Source organism: Paraburkholderia agricolaris (genome assembly GCF_009455635.1).
GTDB classification, from domain to species: domain Bacteria; phylum Pseudomonadota; class Gammaproteobacteria; order Burkholderiales; family Burkholderiaceae; genus Paraburkholderia; species Paraburkholderia agricolaris.
In genome coordinates, this window is sequence record NZ_QPER01000001.1 from 3,322,879 (window position 1) to 3,348,754 (window position 25,876).

General features: G+C 64.1%; 26 protein-coding genes and 1 tRNA gene. 5 read left to right on the forward strand and 22 right to left on the reverse strand.

The window, feature by feature from the left end; genetic code table 11:
• Positions 1 to 307: 307 nt before the first annotated feature.
• The 4 genes from GH665_RS14545 to acs form a co-directional block, all read right to left on the reverse strand.
• Positions 308 to 398 (reverse strand) — tRNA-Ser (locus tag GH665_RS14545).
• Between the two features lie 60 nt (positions 399 to 458).
• Entirely contained in the window at positions 459 to 2,477 is a 2,019-nt protein-coding gene (locus tag GH665_RS14550) for a sodium:solute symporter family protein (protein ID WP_153136445.1), read from the reverse strand.
• Between the two features lie 4 nt (positions 2,478 to 2,481).
• On the reverse strand, positions 2,482 to 2,874 hold the full coding sequence (locus GH665_RS14555) for a DUF4212 domain-containing protein (RefSeq protein ID WP_153136446.1): 393 nt from the start codon (positions 2,872 to 2,874) through the stop codon (positions 2,482 to 2,484).
• A gap of 148 nt (positions 2,875 to 3,022) precedes the next feature.
• Positions 3,023 to 5,005 (reverse strand): acetate--CoA ligase, encoded by a 1,983-nt coding sequence (acs, locus tag GH665_RS14560; protein WP_153136447.1) that lies wholly within the window; start codon positions 5,003 to 5,005, stop codon positions 3,023 to 3,025.
• 665 nt (positions 5,006 to 5,670) lie between these two features.
• On the opposite strand from acs, the gene GH665_RS14565 reads away from it, so the two are divergent.
• Both GH665_RS14565 and GH665_RS14570 read left to right on the forward strand, forming a co-directional pair.
• On the forward strand, positions 5,671 to 6,594 hold the full coding sequence (locus GH665_RS14565; RefSeq protein WP_167530948.1) for a DUF1521 domain-containing protein: 924 nt from the start codon (positions 5,671 to 5,673) through the stop codon (positions 6,592 to 6,594).
• Between the two features lie 392 nt (positions 6,595 to 6,986).
• Positions 6,987 to 9,407 (forward strand): hypothetical protein, encoded by a 2,421-nt coding sequence (locus GH665_RS14570; protein ID WP_153136449.1) that lies wholly within the window; start codon positions 6,987 to 6,989, stop codon positions 9,405 to 9,407.
• Positions 9,408 to 9,461: 54 nt separating this feature from the next.
• Here the strand turns inward: GH665_RS14570 and GH665_RS14575 are convergent, their stop codons facing one another.
• From GH665_RS14575 to GH665_RS14660, 18 genes are read right to left on the reverse strand one after another with little or no spacing between them, the layout of a single operon-like run.
• The gene (locus GH665_RS14575) at positions 9,462 to 9,842 is read right to left on the reverse strand and encodes a hypothetical protein (protein ID WP_246216219.1); all 381 of its coding nucleotides are present in this window, start codon (positions 9,840 to 9,842) and stop codon (positions 9,462 to 9,464) included.
• Positions 9,843 to 9,889: 47 nt separating this feature from the next.
• A complete protein-coding gene (locus GH665_RS14580) occupies positions 9,890 to 11,245 on the reverse strand; it encodes a FliI/YscN family ATPase (RefSeq protein WP_153136450.1) in 1,356 nt (451 codons plus the stop codon).
• Positions 11,242 to 13,320, reverse strand: coding sequence for a flagellar biosynthesis protein FlhA (locus GH665_RS14585; RefSeq protein WP_153136451.1), 2,079 nt, complete (start codon positions 13,318 to 13,320; stop codon positions 11,242 to 11,244). Before GH665_RS14585 ends, GH665_RS14580 begins: the two co-directional genes overlap by 4 nt.
• A gap of 1 nt (position 13,321) precedes the next feature.
• The gene (locus GH665_RS14590) at positions 13,322 to 14,062 is read right to left on the reverse strand and encodes an EscU/YscU/HrcU family type III secretion system export apparatus switch protein (protein ID WP_153136452.1); all 741 of its coding nucleotides are present in this window, start codon (positions 14,060 to 14,062) and stop codon (positions 13,322 to 13,324) included.
• 15 nt (positions 14,063 to 14,077) lie between these two features.
• Positions 14,078 to 14,803, reverse strand: coding sequence for an EscT/YscT/HrcT family type III secretion system export apparatus protein (locus tag GH665_RS14595; protein ID WP_153136453.1), 726 nt, complete (start codon positions 14,801 to 14,803; stop codon positions 14,078 to 14,080).
• A 2-nt stretch (positions 14,804 to 14,805) separates the two neighbouring features.
• On the reverse strand, positions 14,806 to 15,081 hold the full coding sequence (gene sctS, locus GH665_RS14600) for a type III secretion system export apparatus subunit SctS (RefSeq protein WP_153136454.1): 276 nt from the start codon (positions 15,079 to 15,081) through the stop codon (positions 14,806 to 14,808).
• Entirely contained in the window at positions 15,078 to 15,728 is a 651-nt protein-coding gene (gene sctR / locus GH665_RS14605; RefSeq protein ID WP_153136455.1) for a type III secretion system export apparatus subunit SctR, read from the reverse strand. The genes sctS and sctR overlap by 4 nt, the downstream gene beginning before the upstream one ends.
• Entirely contained in the window at positions 15,725 to 16,696 is a 972-nt protein-coding gene (locus tag GH665_RS14610) for a FliM/FliN family flagellar motor switch protein (protein ID WP_153136456.1), read from the reverse strand. Before GH665_RS14610 ends, sctR begins: the two co-directional genes overlap by 4 nt.
• The gene (locus GH665_RS14615) at positions 16,693 to 17,508 is read right to left on the reverse strand and encodes a FliH/SctL family protein (protein WP_153136457.1); all 816 of its coding nucleotides are present in this window, start codon (positions 17,506 to 17,508) and stop codon (positions 16,693 to 16,695) included. The genes GH665_RS14610 and GH665_RS14615 overlap by 4 nt, the downstream gene beginning before the upstream one ends.
• Positions 17,502 to 18,077, reverse strand: a complete 576-nt coding sequence (locus GH665_RS14620; RefSeq protein ID WP_106353685.1) for a hypothetical protein — start codon at positions 18,075 to 18,077, stop codon at positions 17,502 to 17,504. Before GH665_RS14620 ends, GH665_RS14615 begins: the two co-directional genes overlap by 7 nt.
• Positions 18,074 to 19,009, reverse strand: a complete 936-nt coding sequence (gene sctJ / locus GH665_RS14625; protein WP_153136458.1) for a type III secretion system inner membrane ring lipoprotein SctJ — start codon at positions 19,007 to 19,009, stop codon at positions 18,074 to 18,076. The genes GH665_RS14620 and sctJ overlap by 4 nt, the downstream gene beginning before the upstream one ends.
• Positions 19,009 to 19,332 (reverse strand): acyl carrier protein, encoded by a 324-nt coding sequence (locus tag GH665_RS14630; protein WP_246216220.1) that lies wholly within the window; start codon positions 19,330 to 19,332, stop codon positions 19,009 to 19,011. Before GH665_RS14630 ends, sctJ begins: the two co-directional genes overlap by 1 nt.
• Before the next feature lies 1 nt (position 19,333).
• Positions 19,334 to 19,789, reverse strand: coding sequence for a tetratricopeptide repeat protein (locus GH665_RS14635; RefSeq protein WP_153136459.1), 456 nt, complete (start codon positions 19,787 to 19,789; stop codon positions 19,334 to 19,336).
• A 54-nt stretch (positions 19,790 to 19,843) separates the two neighbouring features.
• Complete coding sequence (locus GH665_RS14640; protein ID WP_025496410.1) at positions 19,844 to 20,173, reverse strand: hypothetical protein; 330 nt, start codon at positions 20,171 to 20,173, stop codon at positions 19,844 to 19,846.
• Positions 20,170 to 20,448, reverse strand: a complete 279-nt coding sequence (locus tag GH665_RS14645) for a hypothetical protein (RefSeq protein ID WP_153136460.1) — start codon at positions 20,446 to 20,448, stop codon at positions 20,170 to 20,172. The genes GH665_RS14640 and GH665_RS14645 overlap by 4 nt, the downstream gene beginning before the upstream one ends.
• Entirely contained in the window at positions 20,426 to 21,523 is a 1,098-nt protein-coding gene (locus GH665_RS14650; RefSeq protein WP_153136461.1) for an FHA domain-containing protein, read from the reverse strand. Before GH665_RS14650 ends, GH665_RS14645 begins: the two co-directional genes overlap by 23 nt.
• Entirely contained in the window at positions 21,513 to 23,498 is a 1,986-nt protein-coding gene (gene sctC / locus GH665_RS14655) for a type III secretion system outer membrane ring subunit SctC (RefSeq protein WP_153136462.1), read from the reverse strand. The genes GH665_RS14650 and sctC overlap by 11 nt, the downstream gene beginning before the upstream one ends.
• Positions 23,476 to 23,670 carry a hypothetical protein gene (locus tag GH665_RS14660; RefSeq protein WP_153136463.1) on the reverse strand — a complete coding sequence of 65 codons (195 nt, stop codon included), beginning with the start codon at positions 23,668 to 23,670 and terminating at the stop codon, positions 23,476 to 23,478. Before GH665_RS14660 ends, sctC begins: the two co-directional genes overlap by 23 nt.
• Positions 23,671 to 23,910: 240 nt before the next feature.
• Between GH665_RS14660 and GH665_RS14665 the strand changes: the two genes are divergently transcribed.
• The 3 genes from GH665_RS14665 (at position 23,911) to GH665_RS14675 (ending at position 25,876) form a co-directional block, all read left to right on the forward strand.
• The gene (locus tag GH665_RS14665; RefSeq protein ID WP_246216221.1) at positions 23,911 to 24,231 is read left to right on the forward strand and encodes a ribbon-helix-helix domain-containing protein; all 321 of its coding nucleotides are present in this window, start codon (positions 23,911 to 23,913) and stop codon (positions 24,229 to 24,231) included.
• Positions 24,232 to 24,380: 149 nt separating this feature from the next.
• The gene (locus tag GH665_RS14670; RefSeq protein ID WP_153136465.1) at positions 24,381 to 24,800 is read left to right on the forward strand and encodes a hypothetical protein; all 420 of its coding nucleotides are present in this window, start codon (positions 24,381 to 24,383) and stop codon (positions 24,798 to 24,800) included.
• 467 nt (positions 24,801 to 25,267) lie between these two features.
• Positions 25,268 to 25,876, forward strand: a complete 609-nt coding sequence (locus GH665_RS14675) for a TIGR00645 family protein (RefSeq protein WP_153136466.1) — start codon at positions 25,268 to 25,270, stop codon at positions 25,874 to 25,876.

The window sequence follows — 25,876 nt, forward strand, 5'->3', positions numbered from 1 at the left end:
TCGGTAGCCTATTCATTGCTATTTTTACCTTTATCTGGATCGTATTTTCTCGGCATGAATGTGCGCAAGGCGCGCACGACGCTACTGGATGCCCAAAAAGAAACCGGGAAATGCTCGCGGAACTGAAAGTGATTTAGAGGCGTTGAAGGGACCAAAGGCAAGCTGACGCAGTTGGGAGCACAGCTTGAAGAAGCGAGGAGACTTGACCTGACAGGTAGTCGGCAAGCGAATTAACAAAGCCGTTTCGTGAGCCAAAAAACAAAAAGCCGTTGAATCCTTTACGATTCAACGGCTTATCATTCATTTCTGGCGGAGAGACGGGGATTCGAACCCCGGATAGGTTATTAACCTATACACGCTTTCCAGGCGTGCGACTTAAACCGCTCATCCATCTCTCCGGCGGGGAGCCGAATTATAGCAAACTTCGCGCCCTGCGCCACACCCATGCGCAAACCCGCTTAAGGATGCCGGATGTAGTCCACCAGCGCCCTCGTATAAGCGTCCGGTTTCCGGTCGATCAGACTCACACCAATCGCCACCAGAAACCCTGCCGGCACGCCGAACACGCCGGAGCTGATCGGCTCGATCCCAAACCACCGCGCGCCGGCAAAGCCAGTCATCTGCGTAAAGAACGGATACGTCGAGACGATGTAGTAAATGCACACCACCAGCCCCGCCACCATGCCCGCCACGGCCCCAAGCCGCGTGGTGCGTTTCCAGAACACGCCCAGCACCAGCACCGGAAACAGACTCGAAGCCGCCAGCGAAAACGCCGCGCCCACCAGAAACAGAATATTCCCCGTATTCAGCGAAGCCACATACGACGCGAATAGCGCCACGCCCAGCAACAGAATCTTCGAGATGGTCACGCGCCGCTGGCTCGATGCCGTCGGATCGATCATGTGATAGTAGACATCGTGCGACAACGCGTTGGCGATCGTCAGCAGCAACCCATCAGCGGTCGAAAGCGCCGCGGCCAGCGCGCCGGCCGCGATCAGCCCCGACATCACATATGGCAGCCCAGCGATCTCGGGCGCGGCGAGCACCACCATATCCGGCTGCATCTGAATCTCGCTCCAGCGCACAATGCCGTCGCCATTCGTATCGGCCAGGCTGATCAGACTCGGTTCGACCTTGCGCCACTGCGTAAGCCACTGCGGCAAATCGGCAAAGTGATGGCCTACCAGATTAGTCAATATCTCGTACTTGATCAGCACGGCCAGCACAGGCACCGTCAGATAAAACAGCGCGACGAAGAACAACGTCCAGCCGACCGAGCGTCGCGCGGAAGCCACCGAAGTCGTGGTGTTGTAGCGCGTCAGGATGTGCGGCAAGCTCGCCGTGCCAAGCGACAGGCACAGCAGCAGCGACAGGAAATTGCGCTCATGGGTGCGCCGGTCCTCTTCGCTCGTAGCGGGAAACGGCTCGTGCATCGGCACCGGTGCGGCCGCGCGCGTCAGCATCTCGTCGCGGCGCTGGGTCCACACGATCTGCGCGGCGGCGGCGTCGCGTGGAAATTGCTCGAGCGATCTTTCGCGCTCCTTGATCTCTCGTAATGGACCATTGTGGCGACGCAAGTCCGCGACTTCCTGCATGAGGCGCAGTTTCTCGTCAACGAACGATTGCGGCAGCGTATCGAGCCGCATCTGCATCAGATCGGCACGCCGCCGATAGTCGTCGCGTACGGTCTGCTCGAGCGGCGCCTCGCGCACCTGCTTCTCGAGACCTTCGACGCGCTCCATCAAGCGTCCGTAGTTGAACTGCGGCACCCAGCCAAGGCCATCCTTATGCGCGATCATCGACACGGGAATCAGAATCGCCGCGATCAGGATGATGTATTGCGCGACCTGAGTCCACGTCACGGCACGCATGCCACCCAGAAACGAGCACACGAGAATCCCCGCGAGCCCGCAGAAAATGCCGACCGCGAAATCCACGCCGATAAAACGCGTCGCAATCAGGCCGACACCCTGAATCTGCGCAACCAGGTAAACGAACGAGCACAGGATCGCCGCTAACGCAGCGAGTCCGCGCACCGCGTTGCTCGAAAAGCGCGTGCCGAGAAAGTCGGGAATCGTGTAGCGTGCGAGCTTGCGCACGTACGGTGCGAGCAGAAATGCAACGAGGCAATAGCCGCCGGTCCAACCCATCAGGTACGCGAGACCGTCGTAGCCGGTCGCATAGATGGACCCGGCAAGGCCAATGAACGACGCCGCGGATAACCAGTCAGCCGCAGTCGCCATGCCGTTGAAGAAGGACGGCACGCGCCGCCCGGCCACGTAGTATTCAACAAGGTCGGACGTGCGCGACAGCAAGCCGATCACCGCATACACCGCGATCGGCACGAACAGGAACACATAGCCGATCCATACGCCAGGCCCGGTGGTCCGCTCGATACGCCACATCACGTAGATGAAAAGCAGGAAGCCGAGCGTATAAAGCGCGTAGGAGCGGATCAGACGGTTCGTGAGCTTCATCGGCTCAGCTTCCGCGCGCGGTGGGCGCACGGGAATCGGCACCGGTGCTGCTTAGGCTGCTGACACTCGCATCCGCATCGAAAGCGCGTTGCAGACGGCGATCGGCGCGCTGCATGAGCACGATATAAACCACGATCAACGCGACGTAGAGCAGAATCGCCCCTTGCGCACCGAAGTAGAACGGCAACCTGAAGCCGATAAAGCGCACCTGATCCAACGCCGGCGCCACCAGCGGCAAAACGAACGACACCACGAAGCCCACCGTCATCAACGCCGCGATCAACGCAAGATTGAAGCGCCAGTACTTCTGATGCGCGCGCGCCATCGCAGCCGAGACCGCAGGCGGTTCGGGCACGGGATTGATCGTAGCGTGAGAGGTGTGGTGCGGCGCGGCCATGCGCCTATGTATCAAAAAGCCACCGGGCAGGCAATCGGGATTGTCCGCGCAGTGGCTTTAACGGCCTGACGTGAGTGGTCGATACCCGGGTTCAGACAAGGGCGCATCGTTCGACACACCCTTGCTGCAAACCCAGGCAAACCCAAGCTCAGAGCGACTCGCCGAGCTGATCGAGAATCGCCGGGTTCTCCAGCGTCGAGACGTCCTGGGTGATTTCCTCGCCCTTCGCAAGCGAGCGCAACAGGCGGCGCATGATCTTGCCCGAACGCGTCTTCGGCAGGTTCTCGCCGAAGCGGATGTCCTTCGGCTTGGCGATCGGACCGATTTCCCTGGCAACCCAGGCACGCAGTTCGTTGGCGAGCTTCACCGCTTCCTCGCCTTCAGGACGCGCGCGCTTGAGCACCACGAAGGCACACACGGCTTCGCCGGTAGTCGCATCGGGACGGCCCACCACGGCCGCTTCCGCCACCATCGGGTTCGACACCAGCGCCGATTCGATCTCCATCGTGCCGAGACGGTGGCCGGACACGTTGAGCACATCGTCGATGCGGCCCATGATCGTGAAGTAGCCGGTGTCCTTGTCGCGCACCGCGCCATCGCCGGCGAGATACAGCGTGCCGCCGAGTTCCTCGGGGAAGTAGCTCTTTCTGTAACGATCCGGATCGCCCCACACGTTGCGCAGCATTGCGGGCCACGGACGCTTCACCACCAGAATGCCACCCTGCCCGTTCGGTACGTCCTGGCCGGTTTCATCGACCACCGCCGCCATGATGCCCGGCAGCGGCAGCGTGCACGAACCCGGCACCAAAGGCGTCGCGCCCGGCAGCGGCGTAATCATGTGGCCGCCGGTTTCGGTTTGCCACCACGTATCGACGATCGGGCAACGGCCGCCGCCGACGTTCTCGTGATACCACACCCATGCTTCCGGATTGATCGGCTCGCCGACCGTGCCGATAATGCGCAGCGTCGACAGATCGTAGCTCTTCGGATGCACTTTCGCGTCTGCTTCGGCGGCCTTGATCAGGGAGCGGATCGCTGTGGGCGCGGTATAGAACAGCGTGACCTTGTGCTTCGCGATCATGTCCCAGAAGCGGCCGGCGTTCGGATAGGTCGGCACGCCTTCGAACACGACCTGAGTGCCGCCGAGCGTCAACGGTCCATACGTGATGTAGCTGTGGCCAGTAATCCAGCCGATGTCGGCGGTACACCAGAACACGTCCGTGGGCTTCCAGTCGAACGTCCACTTCATGGTCTGCGCGGCCCACAGCAGATAGCCGCCGGTGCTGTGCTGCACGCCCTTCGGCTTGCCGGTCGAGCCCGACGTATACAGAATGAAAAGCGGATGCTCGGCGCCGACCCATTCAGGCGCGCATTGATCCGATTCGGCCTGCGTGAGTTCGTGCATCCACAGATCGCGGCTGTCGTCCCACGCGATCTTGCCGCCGGTGCGCTTGTAGACGATCACGCTCTTCACCGCATCGCAACCGCCCATGGCGATGGCTTCGTCGGCGATGTTTTTCAGCGGCAAGGCTTTGCCGCCGCGCATCTGTTCGTCGGACGTGACGAGCGCGACGGCGCCCACATCCACCAGCCGCTCATTGAGCGACTTCGACGAGAAGCCGCCGAACACCACCGAATGCGTCGCGCCGATCCGTGCGCAGGCCTGCATCGCGACAATGCCTTCGATCGACATCGGCATATAGATCACGACGCGATCGCCCTTCTTCACGCCGCGCTTCTTCAACGCGTTCGCAAAACGCGACACGCGTTGCAGCAGATCGTTATAGGTGACGTTGGTGACAGTGCCGTCGTCGGCTTCGAAGACGATCGCAACGCGCTCGCCATTGCCGGCTTCGACGTGACGGTCGATGCTGTTATACGACGCGTTCAACTGGCCGTCTTCGAACCAGGTATAGAAAGGCGCCTTCGATTCGTCGAGCACCTTGCTGAAGGGCTTATTCCAGCTTAGCGTCTCGCGAGCGAGGCGCCCCCAGAAACCCTCGTAATCGCGTTCCGCTTCGGCGGCCAGCGCCCGGTACGCATCCATGCCGGAGATCGTCGCACCAGCCACTGCTTCAGCGGAGGGCGGGAAAACACGGCGTTCCTGAAGAACCGATTCAATCGCAGACATCGACAACCCCTTGGTGAAGATGAAACGTAAAACCTGTGCCGGCGCGCCCGTGGCGCGCCATAGTCGCTCAACGATATGCCCGCGGTCTCGCGCATTTGTCTCGCGTGCCCGGTACGGACCGACGATGAGATGGCAAATGCCGCACCGCATCATGCGCGACTGGATGCTGATCTCCGTCCAGGATAAATGCGTCAACTTACCCGTCACTTACGGCGAGCGTTGATCACACCTGGCGTTTGCACTAGTCATGTGCGTTAGCGCCGATGCCGCCATGTTAGCTGAAGCGCCTGGGCACTGTCATCGAAGTCGCCACGCGAATAGCCATGAACCGGCAATGCGCGAATGCGATACCAGGGTAATACCGGAGGCGGGTCGAATCCAGGCAAGCCTCGGACGAACGTTCACGTCTGGCCAATCAGATGGCGTTGCTCGCGCCTCTGGTCGATGCCGCACATGCGCCACCTACGACCCCTCACTCGCATTTACCGCTCCCGCTGTCCTCAGGTCCGGCTCCGGAAACAATATTTTCGATCCTATACATAAGTAGCTCGATTCACATTTCGAACTCCCTACTATTTCATCAGCGGAGTCGCTCCCCAATACGTCGGCAACGCGGCTCCGGCTCACCGGTCAAGCCGACTCTTTTAATTCAGGAAATCATCGACATGCAAGCAGCAATGCAAATCAATGCCTCGTTCAATCCGCACGTTGCCAACGCGGCCGCTACGACGCGCAACGCGCACTGGCAGCAGCCGGCCGCCACGCCGTTCAACAACGGACGCAATGCCTTGGGCCAGATGTCGAATATGGCAAGCGGCTTCTCGAAGGCGTCGTTCTCGGTATACGGTCAAAGCACTGGCAACGGCCAGACGAGCAGCTTCTACGCGCAAGCGCATTTCAGCAATCCCGGCCGCTCCGCCAACCAGCAGCCGGCGAGCCGCGGCGGCTACAACAACCAACCGGTCAACCGTTATGACACCGGCTCGCGCGGCAACACCAGCGCGCCGCCGCGCAACAACTGCCCGGACCGCACGCCGCCGCGCAACGATTGCGGCTGCCCGTCGAAAGGCCGCACGGAACAAACTCAATGGACCGCCACGCCGGTCACTAACAACAAGGCGAGCATCGATCTGGGCAACTACAAGCTCGACTTCAACAAGTCCGATTCGTCGATGACGATGACCAGCAAGAGCTCCGGCGACACCACCAAGGTATGGGGCGATCCGCACCTCACCCAGCACGCCAATGGCGCCAACTCGAGTACGGCGATGTTCAACGGTCCGATGACGTTCCAATTGCCGGACAACACCAAGGTCACGGTCGGCACGCAGGCGGACAAGAACAACAAATCCGTCTCGTACGCGGACTCGGTGACGATCACCCACGGCAACAACGCCTATCAGGTCACCGGCCTGAGCCAGCAGAACAGCACCAGCCTCTCGGTGCAGAAGAGCCACGACGGCCGCGCACTCGACGCCGCCACGCCAGACGGTTACACGCTGGTCGCCAACCGCAACGGCAGTGGCTTCGTCGATCCGAAGACAGGCAAGCAGCCGACTGAGGACGAAATCAGGAAAGCGAACACCTGAGCAAGCCGCACGACACGGGGACAGAGGCGCCGTCCGTTTGTCCCCCGTGGATGTCGCACACACGCCTGACGAGGGTGTGTGCGACATCGAGCCAGCCCTCATCGATGGCCCAACAGTCTTGCGTCGGACCTGTCCGTGAATCCACTGCCTGCTTCCGCGCCACGGAAACAGGTCAGCCGGATGAACGGTCGCTGCACCGGCCTCGACCGGCGCCGAAACGAGATGGTCCGCATTAATGAACGCGCGGCCTGGAACGCCGCACCAACCAGGAAAATCAGATGACAAGCACAATCGTCGGCAATTCTTCGAGTTACGCCACTCAAACCCAGACCGTCGACACGAACGGCACCAACCAGCTCGCGCCCCCCCCGCCGCCGGAACGCAAGCCGCCGGTGAGTTACGACACGTCACGCGACAACCGTGACGCGCTAGCCGCCCACTTCGCGCTCGCCAACCTCGCGCTGCAAACCGTGGCCGCGTCGGCCGCGTCGACCACTTCAACCGTGACGACCACGGCAACCACGTCGAAGACCTCACCCGCCCCATCCAGCGCCAGCCTGCAGCAGATCGCCGACCGCTACGACGGCGGTCCGGGTGTCCAGCGCAACTACACGGCGGACCAGCAGAACGGCGCACGTCTGCGCGATATGTTCGAGTCGTCGCTGGCCGGCTATCCGCCTGACTACCGGAAAAACTACGGCGATCTGATCGGGCTCGCCCCCGACCTGGCCCAGTTGGACAGTGGCGCGCAGCAGAAGTACGCGGCGCGCGCGAAGCAGGTCCTGCAGGCGCCGCTGGAGCAGCAGCGCCCCGTGATCGATTCGCTACAACTCGATGTCTCACAGGATCGGCAAAAAGCCATGCAGGATCCGGCTCGACGTCTCGCCGGGATCTTCCATGCGCCGGTCGGTAGCGAATTGTTGCCCGACGGCGGCAAGGCGGGGCAAGCGCAGTTGGGCGAACGGTACAAGCGCGTGGTGGCCCCCGACACCAGCCCCGCAGAGCGCGACAAAGCCTTGCAGGATACGTCGCAAATCAAGACGAAGATGCAGGCGGATATTGCCGCCCGCCTCGACAGTGAGTTGCAGAAACAGGAGAAACTGCACACGGCGTCCATGCAGCGGATCAACAATTTCATGGACAAGGCCGAAAACCTGAACGGACACGAATTTGCCCTGCGTCGTAATAGCGAGGATGCCGACTGGAACGACGAGGCGCGCTCCCTCTCCGCGAAAGCGCATCCGCTCGAGGCGTTAGCGGAGCAACTCGTGTCGGAGGATGGCCGTTCACAACAGGAACGCGAGACGACCCCTGGCGCGATCCAGCCGACGATGCGCACGCCGGAAGAAATGCAGCGCGATCTGCTGAATTTCCAGGATGGTATGAACACGCCAAATTCCGACATCTACAAACGGGTTCAGGCAATGGAGAAACAGGCGACCGACACGCTCACGCACAACGACCGGCCCAACTTTTACAACGTCGGCGCGCCGTCGACCTTTACTTCCATCACGAACAACCTGCCTGATCCCGGCGGCAATTACACGCAGAAGCTCGCCAACAAATACGTGGATCTTGCCCAGGACAATCACGACAAGATTCTGGACATGGTAGGGCAGAAACCGGGGCTGGGCGAGCAGATAATCTACGGTGCGCGCAGATTCATCGCCGGTCAGATGCCGCCAGGACTGAGCGACTTTATGAATGGGCTAAACGACGCAGAATATCCGGACCACGCCGGTCTTACACAGGATCAGATCAAAGACATCGATCTGGGGGATGCGCTGAGCGGCCTTCTCCCGGGCGGGCGGGAAAGGGCCCCCCATCTGGAGGAAGGCATTCCAGCGGAGCGCGGCGCGGCACCACGCGAAGGCAAACCGCCCGAGGCCAATCCCACCGGGGCGCCGATGCTAACGGGCGCGAGCGGTACGCTGTCGCTGGACAAGGGCCTGTCCGAACCGTCGTCGGAATTTGCGCCGGACTCCCTGCGCAAGGCGTTGGATCGAACAGCGCCGGCCGCCGAAACGCAGTTCGGTCCCGACGCGCACCTCGCGGGGCCAGCTGGCAACCTTGCACCCAACGCCGGCGTGTCGACAAACGGCACGGGGTTCGACGTTCCCGGGGCCTACAGTCGTGAGCCGATCGGGAACCTGCTGCCCGACCCGCACGCATTCGGTGTCTACCGCGATGAAAAGGGGATGCCTTATGTCATGGCGAACCGGCAGCCCTTTCCGGTCACGTTCGATAAGGACAATCAGACTTGGCGCGTGGCCCGGCCAGATAATCCGGCGGGATACAAGTATCCGATCCATCTGGAACAGGGCAACTGGCAAGTTCATGGAGACGTCGGCCTCCCGGCGGGCAACAAACCGGACCCCGACACCTCGGGCAATAGTCTCGCCAACCGGGAACAGCTCGAATCCGTACTGGAACGGTCGCCCACCTACGGTCAACCGGGCTCGTATCCCAACACCGTCAGTGTCGTGAACCGGATGTTGAAGCACTACGGCATCAACCTGTCGGACCCCTCCACTGAAAGGATCATTGCCAACGTGCGCCGGGTCGATGCGGGCGACCTCTCCCACGCCGGCGCATCGGCGTCCGAAGTCTGGACCTTCCGCAACGACCTCATGAACGACAAATTGCCATTGAAGGACCGCGCCGCGGCAGCGGTCGGTGTCTGTCTGAATGCGATTGGCGGCCCAACTTACATGGCTGATTTCGACTTGCAGAATTACCACTTCGGCAAGGACCAGTCCGCCAATCTGCGCCAGGCAATGCACCTGTATTCCCAGTTCGACCCGAAGGGATAACCGGTCTGAGTCGGCATTGACCGGCATTGAGCGGCATTGAGCGGGCGGGCGGCGCTAGCCATGTTCGCGGCCCTCCGAGGCCACGCGGGCGAGCGCCGCCCGCCCGCGCGCTTTCGCGTCATCGTGCCGAGCCCGCTCGATCTGCCACGCCCGTAGCGCCTCGCCGGCCTGCTGGCGCGCCAGTTCGTGCGCCTGCCGCGCGTTGCTCAAGCTCTGCTGCAACACCGGCGCCATGGCGTCGTGCGCACGCAGCGTGGCGTACCACTGTCCGCCCGCGCGCTGCTCGTGCCGGCAGAACATAAGCACACGCGTGCGCTCGTCCCCATGACGCGCCAGTGCCGCAACCTCAGCCTCCACGACAGCGGCCGCGCGCCGCTCCTGACGACGTGCGTCGGCCAGCGCATGCAGCTTGCGGCGCACCCGCAAACCACGCACTTTCGCGAGCACCCGCCAAAGCTCTGCTTCCCGCGCCGCGCCGCACGTCATACAGTGCCTGGCGCCACACCCGCGCTCGCGCACAACGCGCGCAGCGACGCCAACGTTTCCGCCCACGGACTACTGCGATCGTACGGTTGACACAGAAAGCGCTGGATCGCGGGACGCTGGTCGATCGCGCAGTCCGTTTCGGCGTCGTGACCGCGCTCGTACTCGCCGATCTGCAGCAGCATTTCGATCTCTTCGTAACGCGCGAGCCAGTCGCGCACACGGTTGGCGTCCGCGCGCTGCGCCGCGCCCGCCACGCGATTCATCAGGCGGCTGCGGCTGCGCAGAATGTCGATGGCCGGATAATGGCCGGCCGCGCCGAGCTTCGTCGAAAGCTGGATATGGCCGTCGAGCAGCGAACGCGCTTCTTCCGCGACCGGGTCCGACATGTCGGCCTCGTCGGCGAGCACGGTGTAGAACGCGGTAATGCTGCCCTGCGCCGTCGCGCCCGCGCTTTCGATCAGGCGCGGCAACTGGGCGAACACGCTCGGCGGAAAGCCGCCGCGCAACGGCGGTTCGCCGACGGCGAGGCCCAGTTCGCGCAACGCGCGCGCGTAGCGGGTCAGCGAGTCGAACAACAGCAGCACGTTGCGGCCCGTCGCGCGCAATCCCACCGCCACGCGCGCGGCCAGTTCCGCCGCCTTGATGCGCTCGGCGGCGGGACGCTCAGAGGTGGCGGCGATCACCACCGTCGATTCACGCCGCTGCGCCAGGTGATCGTGGATGAACTCGGCCACCTCGCGGCCGCGTTCGCCGATCAGCGCGACCACGACCGCATCGGTGGCCGCGCCATTCGCGATCATGCCCATGATGGTGCTCTTGCCGCCGCCCGCTGGCGCGAAAATGCCGGTGCGTTGTCCGACGCCGCAGGTCAGCATGGCGTCGATCGCGCGCACGCCGGTGGCGAATGGCGCGGAGATCACCGGACGCTCGAGCGGGTTGACCGAAGCGGCCGCGTTTCCAGGCTGGGTTGCATCGAATGAGGACGGCGACGGTGGCAGCGCCCTGCCGTCGAGCGGATTGCCGAGTCCGTCCACCACGCGGCCGAGCAGTCCGCTCGCCTCCACACTGCTCCAGGTGGCGCCGCAGCCCTGCACCTCCGTGATGTCGGACAGCCCGATGAGCCCCGCGAGCGGCATGACGAGCGCGCCGTCGTGCGCGAAGCCCACCACCTCGCCGAACTGCGCTTCGAGCGTATCGGGCCGCACCAGCCGCACCTTTTCGCCGATGCGCAAGGACACGCCCACCACGCGCGCGATCACGCCGCGCGCTTCCACGACGCGGCCATGCAGCGTGGGCGTGGAAATCAGCGTCGGCGCCCCGCCTCGCGCCCCACGTGGCAGATCGAAAGTCATGCCACCCCCAGAGTGGCGACGGTCCGCACGCGATAGATGTCGAGTGGAATTTCCTCGATCGCCAGCACGTCGATACGTCGGCCAAAATCGTGCAGCAGACGCATCAGATGCGGACGCAACAAGGCATTCGTGACGATCAGTCCGATGCCCGACAGGTCGCCGGTCAGGATGTGCTGCGTGCGCGCCATTTCGTCGGCGGACAACACGCATTGCGGCTCGCCATCCACGCCACCCCGGATTTGCGCTTCCAGGCTCGCTTCCCAGCCGGGGTCCAGCACCGCTGCACTGATCGTCCACGTTTCGAGGTCGGCGTAGACACGCGCGATCTGCCGCCCTAACTGAATGCGCGCCTCGCGCAGCATGCGGTCGGTGGTACGCTCGCCGGCGGGCACCCTCACGATCGCCTCCAGGATCGCGCGCAGATTGCGGATCGGCACCCGCTGCTGCAGCAATTGCCGCAGCACGCCCGCGAGTTGCACCGTGCTCACCGCCTGCGCCGCCTGGGCAACCAGTTCGCGGAATTCGATCGCCAACTGATCGAGCAGGAAGCGTGTTTCCTGGGTGCCGAGAATGTCGGCGGCCGAACGCTCGCACACCTCCGCCAGATGCTCGCAGAGCGCCTCTTCCACCGTCGCCTTGTGCAGTTGCGGATCGCGAAGCGACGCCGCCGTCGCGGCCGCCACCCAGACCGCTTTTTCCGCGCGCGACCGATAGCCTTCCACGCCTTCGAACGTGACCTGTGCCGCGTCGCCGCTCACCAGCATGTGCCCCGCCACCAGCGTGCCGCTAGCGAACGGCACGTCCTCAATATCGACGATGTACCGTTCCGGTGACAGCCGTTTGTCGCGCAACAACGCGAGACCCGGAAACGGCACGCCGAGATCGGTCATCAGATTGCGGCGCAACTGGCCGAGCGAGCGGTTCAGCGCCTCGGGCCGCAACGCGTCGAACGCCTTCAGACCGACCCGCAAACGCAGCGTCGCGCTCGTACCCAGTTCAACGTCGTCGAGAATGCGCGGCACGTAGTTGCCGCCGTCGCGCGTCATGCCGGGCATCAGCGCGCGCTGCGAGTTCGCCGCCAGCGATGCGTTGCGCAGCAGCGTGATGGCGAGCGTGAGCAGGAGCCCGCCCGCCACCAGAAACTGGATGTGCGGAAAACCCGGGATCGCGGCCAGCGCCATGCAGGTGGCCCCGGCCATGCCGATCGCCTTCGGATGCACCGTGAGCTGCTTGTAGATGTCGCCGCCCAGGTGCGCGTCGGCGCCCTCGCCCGCGCTCACGCGCGTCACCAGAATGCCCGCCGCCACCGAGACGATCAGCGACGGAATCTGCGAGACGAGGCCGTCGCCCACGGTGAGGATCGTGTACGCCTGCAGTGCGTCGGCGAACGACATGCCACGTTGCGCGATCCCCACCGTCAGTCCGCCGACGATGTTCACTAGCGCCACCACGAGGCCCGCCACCGCGTCGCCCTTGACGAACTTCATCGCGCCGTCGAGCGAGCCGTAGAAATACGTTTCGCGCTCCAGCGACGCGCGCATGCGACTTGCCTGCACCGCCGAGATCACGCCGTTGCGCAGATCGGCGTCGATACTCATCTGCCGCCCGGGAATACCGTCGAGCGTGAAGCGCGCCGCCACTTCCGCGACGCGGTCCGCGCCCTTCGCGACCACGATGAACTGGATCGCCGCCAGCACGATGAACACCACCAGCCCCACCGCCACGTTGCCGCCCACCACCAGCGCGCCGAACGCGCCGATGATCTGGCCGGCGTGCGCATGCAGCAGGATCATCTTGGTCGACGCGATCGCGAGCGCGAGGCGCAGCAAGGTGGTCAGCAGCAGCAAGGAGGGAAAGCTCGCCAGTTCCACCGACTTCGACACGTACAGCGTGGTGGTCAGCATCATCAGGCTGGCCGCGAAGCTCACGCAGATGAACAGATCGAGCACGAACGGCGGCACCGGCACGATCAGCAGCGCGAGCACCGCCAGAACGCCGATCCCGACGGCGAGATCGGCGTGCCGCGCGAAGAACGCCGAGAGATCGTAGCGACCGAGAAACGAAGGGTTCGACATGTTATTGACCAAGCTCCCGATGAAGTGCGCGACGACGGCTTTTCACATAGGGGTCGCCCTCGTCGTCGCGGAATTCGCGTTTGATTTCGTTCTTGTCCATGCGCAGTCCGCGCATCCACAAGAAGTGTTGAATGAGATAGTCGGCCACGCCGGGCACGATCTGCGACGCCGCCATCCACGCCAGCAGATGCGAATGCGAGATCGCCGTGTAGCCCAGCAGCACCGGCAGTGAAAACGTATAGGCGGGTGCGAGCTGGCGCAGCCATGTCTGGATCGCCATCGCGAAGAGAATCAGCAGAATCGCGAACTGTATGATCGTCAGCACGGAATCCCACACCAGTCGCAGGCTGAACATCTGCCTGAGTCCGTTGAGCGGATTGAGCCGCTTGAAGTCGGGCTTCACCCGCTTCAACGCGAGCAGGCCGCGCGTTTGCGCCAACTCCGGAATCAGCACCGCGAGCGCCCCCACGCCGAGTGTCGTCAGGAACGGCATCGTGAACACCTGGCAGGCGGCGAAGGTTGTAGCGAACTGGTCGTCGAAAGCGCGTGAGGCGTCGAGCGTCGTCACGCGCACGATCAACTGGCAAGCCAGCGCATAGAGATGCGGCGCCTCAATGACGAGATACAGCCACCAGCACAGGCCGCTGAACGCGACGCTGACGTGCGTACTTCTGGCGATCTCGCCGTCGTCGCGCGCGCGGCGGATACGTTTTGGGGTTGGTGCTTCGGTTTTGTTGCTCATGGGTCGCCCGGTGGCTTACGGAATCAGATGAATCGCGTGCTGGAAGACGAGTTGCAATTGCGCAAACAGCGCAGGCACACTCAACACCACCGCTAGAGAAAGCACCAGCGCCTTGACGGTGCGCGCGGTCGCAAACGGGTTGAGGCGCTTCGCGTGGCGCGACATCAGTCCGAAAGCGATGTCCACCATCAGCACGAGACCGAGCAGTGGGCTTGCGAGCCGCACGCCGTCGATAAACGTGTCCGTGATATCGCGTAGCGCGAGTTGCCGGAAAACGTCGACCAGATCGGTCCGCCAGCGTCCCGGTGGCCATAGCACCCAGGCGTCGGCAAAAAAGCCGAATAGCAACGGCAAGCCGGGCCCGGTGAAGAGCGTCAACGCGGCGAACTGCAGGAACAATGTTTCGAACAGCGCCGCGTCCTGCTGGAAGTTCGGGTCGTACATCGCGGCGCTCGCGTAGCCGCCCTGCTGGTCGAGAATCGCGCCGGCCGCGGCGGCGGCATGAAAAATCGTGCTGAGCAGCAAACCCAGCGCGATGCCGGTGGCCACCTCGAGACCGGCGCCCGTCAGCAGATGCGGCGGCCAGCCGACCTGCTGCGGCAGCATGGCGAGGGCCAGCAGCACCGGCAGGCGCAGCGCGATACCCAGCGAGCCGCTCTGCCCGAATGGAATCAGAAAGAGCGCCACGGCGGGGCGGATCGCGCAGAAGGCGAAGCCCTCCAGATAGTCGACGTGGTTCATGTTCAGTGCAGGCGCCCCGCCGCGATGAACGTGAAGACGTGCGCGAGAAAACGCGCCAGTTCGCGACTCGCCCACGGTCCGGTGAGCATCAGCACGAAGCCCACGCAGATGATCTTCACGCCGTACGGCAGGCTCTGATCCTGAATCTGCGTGATCGACTGCAGGAGGCCGATCACGAGACCCACGGCGGTGGCGACCGCGAGCGCCGGCAACGAGAGCCAGAACACCAGCAGCAATGCGTCGCTGGACAAGGTGGCGAGAGTCGGCACGCTGCTCATTTAGCGTAGCCGACAATGAGGCCGTGCATCAGCCTGGACATGCCCGATACCGATACGAAGACGAACAGCTTCAACGGAATCGATACCGTGCTCGGCGACAGCATCATCATGCCCATCGCCGTCAGCACGTTGGCCACCACGAGATCCACTACCAGGAACGCGATATACAGCAGGAAGCCCGCTTCGAAGCCGCTTGAAATCTCGCTGATCAGAAACGCGGGAATCAGAAGCGGCATATCGGTTTCGCGCGCGTCGCGGGCGGGGTCGATCCGCTTCGCGGCCGTGACGAGAAACTGCCGCTCGGCGGGGCGCGAATGCTTCATCATGAAATCGCCGAGCGGGCCGCGCACCGCCTGCAGCAACTCGGCGGGACGCGGCAGGGCGCCGGTGCTTTCAGCGCCCTGCGCGTCGTCGAGCGCCGACTGGATGGCGGCAATCGTCGGTGCCATCACGACCAGCGTCGCCGCGAGCGCGAGGCCCGAGATCACGAGATTGCTCGGCGCCTGCTGCACACCGAGCGCGGAACGCAGCAAGGTCAGAACGATGCTGAACTTCGTGAACGAGGTGGTCATCGCGACCGCGAGCGGTAGCAGGCCCATCATGAAAAACAGACTGACGACCTGCAACTGGTCGAGTTGGGCGATCATGCCGGCAGATCTCCGTGCGTCAATCGCGTGACGCGCACGCCGAGCGATCCCTCGATATCGATCAGTTCGCCACGCGCGAACGGAATCCCTTGACATAGCAACGTTACCTTCCGTTCACGCGTCGGCAAGCGAAACGCGACGATCGATCCCTCGCGCAAATGCGCCAGTTCGGCAACCGATAGCGACAGCGTGCCGAGCACGGCGTCGAACGGAAAAGTCAGGGCGTCGATGGGCAGCAGTTCGCTGCTCACTTCGAGGGGCGTGGCGGCTTCGGTCAGGACTTGGTCAATCATGGTGTGCTCCTCAGCAAACTTCAACAAAACCCTGCCCGTGCCCATTCGCATGGGCACACGCAGGCAACAGGAATGACGGTCGAATAGCAGTGCGTCGCCCACCGCGATCTTGCGCAGGCGCGGCAGCGATAAAGACGGACCGCTCACGCAAACAGGCAGGCGCACGTGAAGGCGTGCGAGCAGCGCCTCGCGGCCGACCGGGGGCGGCGGCCGCTGGCGCAGCCAGGCGTCGACCGCCGGACTGCGAAACGAAAAATGTGCTGTGCGACCGCTCGCGGTGTGCGTCACGGCGACGCCGTAGGCGCCCGTCGGCGCGAGCGCATCGAAGGCAACACCGTTCACGTCGAAGGTAAAACCAAACAGACCTTCGAGCGCGCACAGCCAGTCGCTCAGGGCGTCGGTGATATGCGTGGGGGCCGCGTCGCCGCGCGCGCCGAGCACCGGCGTGGCGAGTTCGGGCAGTAGCGCGCCGGCGTCGCACGCCACGCTGAACGGCGATTGCGCGGCAACGCCCGAGAGCAACAGCGGATAGCGCTCGCGGCACGCTTCGAATTGCAGCGTGAAGCGCCGCGCGCCGACCTGCACCGCGAGCGGGAAGCCAAAATGCCGGATCGCCAGGTTGTGGCGCTCCACGTCCTCCAGCGCGAGCGTCTCCATGTCGGGCCAGAGCGTCATGCCGCCTCCCGGATATAGGGGCGACGCACGATGCGCACGACGTTCGGCGGCGGGGCCGGCGGCACTGACGGTGGTGGCGAAAGTGGTGGCGAAGGCGGCGGCGCGATCGTCACGGGCGCCGACAACGCGGCCAACGTGTCGCGCACGCCGTGCTCGATCGCCGCTAGCGTCGTGCGGCCGGCCCGATCCGGGAAGTCGTATTGGTGCAGCATCGCAGCCACGCCATCGCGCATGCCCTGCTCCAGCGCGCGCAACTGCACCTTGAGGCCGCCGTCGATCACGCCCGCCTCCGTTTCGATCACGCACGAGTGCGCGGGCAGACCCGCATCGGCAAGCACCGTGCATAACGGCGCGCCCAGTTCGCGCTCAACCGTGCCGATCAGTTGCTTCGCCTCGTCGAACACCTCAGGGGCGACGCGCACTGAGACCAGCCGCTGTGATTGCGCGACGATCACCGAGCGGCGCAACTGATTCGCGAGCGCCGCCGAGGGCGGCAATTCGCCCACGATGTCCGTCACCGCCTCGAGCACCATGCGCATGAGCCGCTCCTCGAGACGATGCGCCGCGTACGCCGCCGCAGCCGTGCGCGCGACCTGCTCGCGCAACGCGGCGGCGACGCCGGACGCGTGCCCGCGCCGCCACGCCCGCCGCTTGAGCTTACGGGCGAGCGTCACGAGCCGACTGCGCTCGCGGGCGGTTTCGGCAGCGCGCTCCGCCTCGACGGCGCGCAGGCCATCGAGCGACAGTTGCTCACGTATGCTCAGATGCCCGTCGCATTCAATTCGCCACGGGCCAATTCGGCAGATCAGCATGGCTTGCCCTCCAACAGACGTCGCGCGGTAGCGACCAGCTCGCGTGCGTCGGCGGCGGTGAATTCGTGCACCTGGTAATGCGACGCGGCTTCTGAAATCCCGCGCGGCAACCTCAGGCTCCACCAGAACGCGTAGCGCGAATCTGCGGCAGCTTCGAGCGCCAATGCGAGGCCGACCGCCGTCATCTCGCGGCGGCTGAACAGCGGCGGCATGGGTTCGATCCGCAGATCGGCAACGGCCGCGCGTGGGTGACGCTGGATCGCGCCGAGCATGCGCGGCGCGACGCCCATCGCGAAGGCGGTGCGCGCCTGCGCGGCGACCACGCGGCGCAGCGAACGGGCGAACGCGAGCGCGGCGACGATGCGGCACAGGCGCGCGCACGCGGGACGCGGCCAGATCGGCAGCGCGGGCGGCACGTCGGAAAGCGCCACCTGAACCAATTGCGGGTAGCGGCCAAACAGCGCCGCATGTGCATTGCGCGCGGCGCGTTCGTTGCGGATCGGACGGCCGTCCTCGAGCCAGCTGTGATGCGCCCAGTCCGCCGGCGCGCAGGTATAGGCGTGCTTCATGCGTCTTCTCCGCGATGCTCCGTCGGGCCGGCCGCTTCTCCTGCTTCTTTCGCTTCGCCGGCTGCGCGTGGCTTGTCGCCCGTCATCGGCTCGCGGCGCCCGTCTGACGCGCCTGCCGGCTTGCGGCCGCCGCGCGGCTCGCGTTCGAACCGCGTGCGCAGACCCGAGCGCCATAGCCAGATCGATCCCGACACCAGCAGCACCAGCGCAGCCAGCGCACCCAGCACGGTGGTGGCACGCGACGGCATGCGCGCCCTGGCTTCGCTACAGGTCGTCACGCTGACCGCGCCTGCGGCGCTGGCCACATCGTTTCCGCCGGCGATGTCGTGATCGTTGTCGCAACCGCCAGGAAAACTCAGCACCGGCGTGACCGGCACGAGCGTCAAGGCCACGCGCTCGGGCATCAGTCCCTCGACCCCACCCGCCACCAGCGCGCGAATCCGGTCACGCATCGGTTCAAGATTGGTGTCGCCCCGGTAGCGCATCATCACGGAGGCCGACGGCAGCGTGTCGTGCGTCGGGTCCATCGGATCCTTCTCCGGCAGCACGATATGCACGCGCGCCAGCAACACGCCGTCCATCTTTTCAAGCGTTTCGGAGAGTTCCTGCGACAGGCCGAACACGTAGCGAATCCGGTCCTCCTCCGGACTTGAGATCAAACCCTGGCGGCTGAACAGGTCGCCGAGGTTGGCGTGGCCGCCGCGCGGCAGCGCATAAGCGCTCGCGAGTTCGGTGGCGACCACCGCGTCGGCGTCGTCGACGGAAATGTTCCAGCTCCGGTCGGCGTTGCGTTCCTTGTAGCCATTGATGCCGTGATGGCTCAACGCGGCGACGATCCGGTTCGCCTGGTCCTCGTCCAGGCCTTCGAATAGCGAGGTTCTGCAGCCGGCAAGGAGGAACAGCACCGGCAGCAGGATCAGAACGCGGCGCATCAGCTTCGCTGCGACAGCGTCTGGATCGCGCGACCGGCTTCGTCGGCGACGCGCACCGTCATCTGCACCCGCACCGCGAACGCGCCCATGTCCGCCTGGAGACGCAACATGTCGGAGGTCGAAATGCGACCGGAGTCGAGCTGCTCCATGTGCGTGTTCAGTTGCTGTGCCGACGCGTCCTGGGCGTCCTGGGCGCGCGCCAGCAGACGTTCGATCAGGGAGCCGTCGGTAGCCGCGTCGCCTGGCTGGCCGATGGTCTGGGCGCCGACGGTGGACCAAAGATCGGCCGGCGGCGGCGCGGTAATAACAGGGGGTTGCAACATATCAATGTCCGCTTCGGATAGTCAGTCGTTCATTGGTGGATAGAAAAACCGCAGGGCTCGCGGTCTGGGTCGTGCTGGCGGCTCGCGCGTAAGGCACGCATTCGGGCAGGCCGAGAAAGGCCGCCGCCATGGAACTGGCGCCGGGCTCGTCGGCTGTGACACTCGTCAACATCCGCACGCCGGCCGCGTAGCGCTGCTCGAGCACCAGACACACGCCAAGCCAGGCGCGCGCGAGCATGCTGGCGGGCGCGACGTCCATCGCCCGGCCAAACAACAGCGAGGCGCCGCGATAGTTGGCGCGGTCCAGTTCGACGAGACCAAGGCCGAGATACGGAAAAGCGCGCTGCGGATACAGCAACGCCAGTCGCTCGAACAGATAGCGCGCCTCGTCGAAGCGTCGGTAGACGCGGGCGTAATGGCCGATCGAAATCAGCAGTTCCAGGGTATCGTCCTGCATCGATGAAGCTCCCGAAGACACCCGAAGGTGTCTCCGTCCGGTTAAGAAAAAGCGTTAGTGGGAAGCGCGAGCGGTTTCCTTCTGCGCGTCAGTCAGGCCCTGGATACAGGACGTCGCGACGCTCTGGGTCGTGTTGACCGCGCCCATGGCCTGCTGCACTTTCATCATCGCGACGTTCTGCTGTTTGTCGTCCGCGCCTTCGGCCTGTTGCAGCTTGTTGTCGAAGTCCTTGTTCTGCTTCTCGAGGATCTTCGCCAGCACTTCCGACACTTTCTGCGCGGAGATGCCGCCAGTCGCGCCGACCGTGGAACCGCCATCGCCGCCGCCAAAGCCGCCGAAACCGTTGGCCCCGGTGTTCGGAGCTACTGTGTTGACCTGATTCATGATCTGGATTCCTTTCTGTTGTCGCGCGCGTTTGTGAAGTTGGCACTTCGTTCCACCACTTGCCGAGCCGCGCGCAAACACTCGACAAGCAGAATCAGTTCTTTTTGCGGGGCCGGCGCCGCGCTTTGCAGCACCTGGCTCAGGGCGGCGATTTCGTCCGTCAGTTGCGCAACGATGGCCGCGCGTCCCGCGCCGCCGCCTTCGGCGAGCCGCTCTTCCAGCAGCAGATCGGCGCAGGCGCCAAGGGTGCTTTTAACGGCAGTTTCTGGGGGCATGGCTCGCCTCCATGAAAAATTCGTATACCGAACCATCGTCATCACGCGTCACTTCCGCGGCGCACGCCGAGATGCGTGTAATCCGGCCCACCGGCAGCCGCGCCCCGGCGAAATAACGCGTGCCCTGCGCGTCCGTGAGCCAGAGCGCATGTTTTCCAACCAGCAGATTCATGCCGAGCGCGTCGAGGGGCACCCGCACGCGGTCCGCGCCTTGCGCATGGCCTGGGAAGGTAAGGCCGCGCAAGCCGTTGATTTCGCCGCGAGCCAGCCGCTCGACGCGGCCGTAGTCCCACGATTCGGGTGACACGAAGCCACGTCCGTCGGGCAGCGTCACGCTGAACGCACCGGGTTCGGCGGCACGCACCTCGGCGCCGCGGTAATAGCGGGTGAGGAACTCCCGGACCGCGTCCTGCAACTGGTCGAGCACGATCACCCGCATGACCGGCGCGCGTTGCCGCGACCACGCGCTCGCGCTCAGCGCAGCGAGATCGGTTTGCGTACGTACGTAGCCCTCGTAGACGAGCGCGCCGGATTTCGGATCGACATGGGTCTTGACGAGCCGAAAGGTCTCGCTGGTTCGAGATGAACGCGGCGGGTCCACCAGATGGTTCGACGCGAACCACGGAAGAAGCGCCAGCGCGCACGGCGTGGCGACCACGCAGGCCCTCAGGATCGGCGAAGCGTCCGACCAGCGTCTCGTCACGTAAGCGAGCGGCGCATGGCGCAGCAGATAGGCCCGCTCGGCGTCGCGCGCCATCGTCGTGGTGGATGCATCGCGTCCGCTGAAACGGAACTTGACCGGCCCCGCCGAGAACCACGCACCACGCCGCAACAGCACGCGACGCCCTGGCGCCAGGCTTCGCCCGAACACCGCGACGCCCGCCCGATGCGCGGTCAACGCGAGGCGCGCGTCCTGCAACTGGACACTCAGATGGCGCGCGTGGACCCCTTCGTCGATCACCATCAGATCGGCCTCGCTGCTGCTGCCGATCTGCAGTAACCGACCCGGCTGCAGCACCACGCTCGCGCCGGTGTGCACGCCGTCCGTCACCTGGATTTGCGCATCAGCGGTCACGGCGGTTCTCCCACGGCATCCTGTTCACCGGCTCGAGCGGAGACGGAGCCGATTGCATCGATTGGCCTGACGGCTTCGCTTGCGCCGCCTGGCCAGCCGGCAGCAACGCCGCGCCGACCTGCGACTGCACGGCTATGGCCGTCGCAGGCGCCGCCATCGACGCGCGCGCCAGTTGGCTCGTCAAATCCGGCGCTACGTCGCCGCCCGACGCGCGCTTCATGCGCGGCGTGATGAGAATCAGCCGCACGAGCCGCTCGTGAGTGGTCTCGGTGGAACGGAACAGCGCACCGACATACGGCACATCGCCTAGCCACGGCACCTTCGAGGTGCTGCTCTCGCTGCGTTCGTATTGGTAGCCGCCGATCAGCAAACTTTCGCCGTCGCGCACCACGGCCTGTGTCACGATCGAATGGTTGTCGACCTTTGGAATCCCATCCACCGACATCGTCGAGTTGAAGCCGCCGTCCTCGATCTGGATATTCAGGCGGATGCTGCTGCGCGCGTCGCCGGTCGCTTCGACACTCGGCGTCACTTTCAGCGTGAGCCCCACGTCGATATTGAACAGATCGACGTCCTGATTGCCCGCGACCCGCACGTACACCGAACTGCGCGAGGTCAACACCGCCTCGGTGTTGTTCAGCGTCAGCACCTGCGGACGTGAGAGCACGCGCGCCTTGCCGGCGTCCTCGAGTGCGTGAAGCTGGGCGAACAGGTACTGCGCCGAATTGCCGACGAGCGTCGCGAGATTCAACCCGCTGGCGGCGCTGGCGGGAGTCAGCAACCCCGGATTGCCGAAGCTCACCGGTGCGTTCATGGTCCCGGAGGCACCATTGATGCGCCCGCTCGCGCCGCCCCACTGCACGCCGAGCGAACGCGCCGCGCTGGACGACACGTCGATCACCACCGCATCGATCTCGACCAGCTCCTGCGGCTGATCCAGCATCGCGATCGCGCGTTCGTAATTCGGCATCATCGAAGCGAGGTCGTTGACGACCACCGAATTGGTGCGCGGATCGGCAAGGATGTTGCGCCGCGCGGGCGTCGCCGCCGGCGGCGCAGTCTGGGCATTCTGCGCGCCCGGCAGCGGCGGCGCGCTGTGGGTATCACTGTCGTCATCGCTGTCGGAGCTGGACGGCGTGCCGGCGAGACCCAGGCCGCGCAAGCTCGGCAGCGGCGGCGGCGCGCCGCGCGCATTGCGCACCTCGGCGCGCGAGCGAGTCACGGCGGGCACGCTTGCCTGCCACGTGTCGTTCATCAGACGGCGTAGCAGCGAGGCCACGCCCGGCACCACCTGATCCTGCGAGCGCACCGTGTAGTGAATGTCTTCCGCCTGCGCGTAACGCAGCGGAAAAATCCGGATCACGGTCTGATCGAACGAAGGCTCGACCGTCGCCTGGCGTTGCGCCTTGTCGATAGCCTCAACCACCGCGTCGACGAAAATCGCAGGACCGGCCACGCGCGCGGTGGTCGGCGAGTAGCGGACCGGCAGACGGGCGTCGTCGAGATCGAGGTTGCGCAGCAACGAAGCGACCGCGTCGCGGGTCAACGGCGCGAACGGGATGACACGACTGCGCACGCCGGCCGCGCTTGTGACGTGCATCGCCCTGCCGTCGAAATACCAGACCAGACCGTAGGCCTCGACCAGTTGCGCGAACACATTGCCCGGCGCGTCGTCGAAACGGCCGTTGACGACACCCTTGACGTCGCGGCCAATGTCCGCGGTCAGCCCTTCCACCGCGAGTACGTCGCGCAGCACGTCGGGCAACGGCGCGCCGTTCACCGCGTAGTGCATGGTGGCGCCTCGCCATACGGGCATGGCGGCGGGGGCTGCCGACACCAGCAACGCCGCCAGAACCGCCGCCACCGCAAGCTGGCCGGCGAGATGACGCACGGCCCGGGCCGCGGGCGGCGGCGAGCAGGCAGGTCGGCCACCGCCTTTCCTTCTGGTCGAATCACTGCGCAACATCATATGCATTGGAAAATTCCTGGCCACGTTTATTGACTACGTCAGCCATGAATTTAATGGCCCCGACAAAATCGCGGTCATATACATGTACGACAAAGAGCGGCGACACAGCGAAATGCCGTCCGATTAAATTTTTCTTGATCAAAAACAAAAAAACCTCTTGAACGGCCTTTAAATTCATTTCGCATATCCAGAAAATAAGACATTCATCGATTTATTAACGTCGTATCCCTGTATGACCCATTAGGCACTCCATAAGATGAAGATTGGCGAACTGCCACTCACTTCGTCCAGACATGCGAAACATCCGGTTCTATTTATCTCGTAAATTTAGCGATAACAATAAAAGCCTTGCGGCAGGAGTTGGCTTCATCGCATTACCCGTCGTCGCGTGTTCATGCATTCCTACACGCGAACGCCTATGCGGATGACAGAGTATTGCAACTTCACTCCCGCGCTGGCACGGCCACGACTGCGCTCCATACGTATCAACGGACTCGCAACCTGTCTGCGGCTGGAAGAAGTCTATTGGCGAATCATTGAAGAAATTGCCCGCCAGAAATCCATGTCGGTGGGGAAATTGATTTCTCAATGGGCACGCGAAATTGATTTGACGCAGGAGACGGTCTGCAACTTCACCGGCCTGATACGCATTATTTGCGTCACCCAATTACTTGACAAAAAACATCCAATCAATCCGGAAGCAATCGATCCCGACGCCTTGCGGAATCCGCCTCAATAACCCAGAAGGAGATTTATCGAAAAATTGAAAAAGACTGATCCGTTAGCTTTATAAAAATCTTTAGCCGGCGGCTGACGCGCTATTTTCGTTTCACGAAATCGCCGCACGGCTTTTCCGGCTCGACAATGGGCCAACACAAGGATATTAGTATGACGAATGCAATTGGTGACGGTGGCAACGGTATGGCTTTCGATATGGGCGCCAGCATGCCTTTCGATTTGGGCGGCGGTCCGGGCGCGCTGCAAGGCGGTATGCAGGCCGACGCGAATATCGGCGCCACGCAAATGTTCGCTCCTCCGGACGACGGCGGCGTTGGTGATATGGGCGGAGCCGGCCAGGTCGCCCGGCACGCGCCTGCGCAACAGGCCGGCGTCGCGGAGGACAATGGCGCGGCCCAAGGCGCGGGCGGCAAGAGTGGCGGCGGAGCGGACATGGCCCAGGGAATCGGCCAGATCATGGACATCATTAAACAGGCGCTCTCCGCCGCGACGCAACTGGTCTCGCCGATCCTCGGCATGATCACGTCCATGATGGGCAAGGCCGGTGGCACGGGCGGCGGCGGCGCCTGAGCGGGGCGCTCCACGCGAGCTTGACTCGCGCTGAACGCAGCCGGCCGCCGCATGGGTCGCCGGGTCATCCAATAAACCAGTCGGCTGCGCCCGCTCTGACCCGGACCTCCGCTTGAACCACTACGCCCGACTTCTCATTACCTTGATGTCGCGGGGCGGCAGCAATGTTGGAATCGGCAAGTCCATTGTCGAATTAGCTCCCGCCCCCGCTGTTCGCGCTACCGCGCTTCGCGATCGCCATCGCGGTGGCGTGGCCCGTGCTGCGCCTCGCGAAGGTGCAGCGCGCCGCAGCAAATTCATCCGACGCTGTACAATAGCGCGCCTGACGCGAGCTTCTCCGGCCTCCCTGGCCGCGTACTGCGCCGTCTGCGCCCTGGTTTGCGTGCTCGACCGCGCGTTTGATTTGCGCGTCGGGACAGCGCATTTAGTCCGTGTTCCGTCACCTGCGTTTCATCTGACTCTTACCTATGTCCGCTCCGCGACCCGACTCCGCCCGTCAGCGCCGCCCGATGCGCCCGCTGCCCGTCATCATCTTCATGAGCCGCTGGCTGCAGGTGCCGCTATACCTGGGGCTGATCGTCGCCCAGGCGGTCTACGTCGTCCTGTTCCTGAAAGAGGTCTGGCATCTGGTCAGCGCGTCCATGACGCTCGACGAAACCAACATCATGCTGGTGGTACTCGGCCTGATCGACGTGGTGATGATCTCGAACCTGCTGATCATGGTGATCATCGGCGGCTATGAAACCTTTGTGTCACGCCTCGGTGTGGAAGGTCATCCGGACGAACCGGAATGGCTCGACCACGTGAACGCCGGCGTGCTGAAGGTCAAACTGTCGATGGCGCTGATCAGTATCTCGTCGATCCATCTGTTGAAGACCTTCATCAGCCCCGACCAGAATTCGACGCACGCCATCATGTGGCAAGTGATCATTCACGTCGCGTTCCTCGTCTCGGCGCTGGTAATGGCACTGGTCGACCGCCTCACTACGCATACGCACCCGAAACATTTTCAGGAGCCCACGGCGCTGCATGTCGTGAGTTCCCACGATTCCACTCCCCTGAAGGCGCACGACTGA

What these genes read in the sequence shown, in the direction of transcription:
- GH665_RS14635 (WP_153136459.1), bottom strand. Translation starts at nt 19,789, where the DNA reads ATGCAGGACGATACCCTGGAACTGCTGATTTCGATCGGCCATTACGCC.
- acs (WP_153136447.1), bottom strand. Translation starts at nt 5,005, where the DNA reads ATGTCTGCGATTGAATCGGTTCTTCAGGAACGCCGTGTTTTCCCGCCC.
- GH665_RS14615 (WP_153136457.1), bottom strand. Translation starts at nt 17,508, where the DNA reads ATGCTGATCTGCCGAATTGGCCCGTGGCGAATTGAATGCGACGGGCAT.
- GH665_RS14590 (WP_153136452.1), bottom strand. Translation starts at nt 14,062, where the DNA reads ATGAGCAACAAAACCGAAGCACCAACCCCAAAACGTATCCGCCGCGCG.
- GH665_RS14550 (WP_153136445.1), bottom strand. Translation starts at nt 2,477, where the DNA reads ATGAAGCTCACGAACCGTCTGATCCGCTCCTACGCGCTTTATACGCTC.
- GH665_RS14585 (WP_153136451.1), bottom strand. Translation starts at nt 13,320, where the DNA reads ATGTCGAACCCTTCGTTTCTCGGTCGCTACGATCTCTCGGCGTTCTTC.
- GH665_RS14610 (WP_153136456.1), bottom strand. Translation starts at nt 16,696, where the DNA reads ATGACGCTCTGGCCCGACATGGAGACGCTCGCGCTGGAGGACGTGGAG.
- sctS (WP_153136454.1), bottom strand. Translation starts at nt 15,081, where the DNA reads ATGAGCAGCGTGCCGACTCTCGCCACCTTGTCCAGCGACGCATTGCTG.
- GH665_RS14645 (WP_153136460.1), bottom strand. Translation starts at nt 20,448, where the DNA reads ATGCCCCCAGAAACTGCCGTTAAAAGCACCCTTGGCGCCTGCGCCGAT.
- GH665_RS14640 (WP_025496410.1), bottom strand. Translation starts at nt 20,173, where the DNA reads ATGAATCAGGTCAACACAGTAGCTCCGAACACCGGGGCCAACGGTTTC.
- GH665_RS14565 (WP_167530948.1), top strand. Translation starts at nt 5,671, where the DNA reads ATGCAAGCAGCAATGCAAATCAATGCCTCGTTCAATCCGCACGTTGCC.
- GH665_RS14595 (WP_153136453.1), bottom strand. Translation starts at nt 14,803, where the DNA reads ATGAACCACGTCGACTATCTGGAGGGCTTCGCCTTCTGCGCGATCCGC.
- GH665_RS14675 (WP_153136466.1), top strand. Translation starts at nt 25,268, where the DNA reads ATGTCCGCTCCGCGACCCGACTCCGCCCGTCAGCGCCGCCCGATGCGC.
- GH665_RS14555 (WP_153136446.1), bottom strand. Translation starts at nt 2,874, where the DNA reads ATGGCCGCGCCGCACCACACCTCTCACGCTACGATCAATCCCGTGCCC.
- sctJ (WP_153136458.1), bottom strand. Translation starts at nt 19,009, where the DNA reads ATGCGCCGCGTTCTGATCCTGCTGCCGGTGCTGTTCCTCCTTGCCGGC.
- GH665_RS14630 (WP_246216220.1), bottom strand. Translation starts at nt 19,332, where the DNA reads ATGTTGCAACCCCCTGTTATTACCGCGCCGCCGCCGGCCGATCTTTGG.
- GH665_RS14665 (WP_246216221.1), top strand. Translation starts at nt 23,911, where the DNA reads ATGCGGATGACAGAGTATTGCAACTTCACTCCCGCGCTGGCACGGCCA.
- GH665_RS14660 (WP_153136463.1), bottom strand. Translation starts at nt 23,670, where the DNA reads ATGAATTTAAAGGCCGTTCAAGAGGTTTTTTTGTTTTTGATCAAGAAA.
- sctC (WP_153136462.1), bottom strand. Translation starts at nt 23,498, where the DNA reads ATGCATATGATGTTGCGCAGTGATTCGACCAGAAGGAAAGGCGGTGGC.
- GH665_RS14670 (WP_153136465.1), top strand. Translation starts at nt 24,381, where the DNA reads ATGACGAATGCAATTGGTGACGGTGGCAACGGTATGGCTTTCGATATG.
- sctR (WP_153136455.1), bottom strand. Translation starts at nt 15,728, where the DNA reads ATGATCGCCCAACTCGACCAGTTGCAGGTCGTCAGTCTGTTTTTCATG.
- GH665_RS14620 (WP_106353685.1), bottom strand. Translation starts at nt 18,077, where the DNA reads ATGAAGCACGCCTATACCTGCGCGCCGGCGGACTGGGCGCATCACAGC.
- GH665_RS14580 (WP_153136450.1), bottom strand. Translation starts at nt 11,245, where the DNA reads ATGACTTTCGATCTGCCACGTGGGGCGCGAGGCGGGGCGCCGACGCTG.